Here is a 342-nt window from a genome sequence, read left to right on the forward strand (position 1 = left end):
CCGTCGGATCGACTGCGGTGACGTTCATGACCACCGCCGTCACCCCGCTCGCCGGAACACCCTTCACACCCGCCACCTGCAGGCTGACCACACCGCCCGCGCCCACACGCTGCCGCGGCGCGCCCGTACCGTCCCGGGTGTCCAGGAAACGCGACGGCGTGATCGGGTTCAGGGCCGAGCCGGCCCCCGCCTTGTCCGTGTAGTAGCCGGTCACATCGGCGATCAGGTCGACCGAGCCCGCGCTGTTGCGCAGGTCGACCTTCCCGTTCACCACCGGCACCGTCACCAGGTTCGGCACCACCTGCCCGGGTGTGAAGTTCAGGTTCGACGACTGCGGCACCG

1 pseudogene is annotated in these 342 nt (G+C 70.2%); it reads right to left on the bottom strand.

The features are described from left to right. Positions 1-342 (bottom strand): annotated as a pseudogene (locus EF903_RS34650) (hypothetical protein); the annotation flags it as partial.

Origin of the sequence: Streptomyces sp. WAC05292 (assembly GCF_003949955.1) — a bacterium.
Taxonomy (GTDB): domain Bacteria; phylum Actinomycetota; class Actinomycetes; order Streptomycetales; family Streptomycetaceae; genus Streptomyces; species Streptomyces globosus.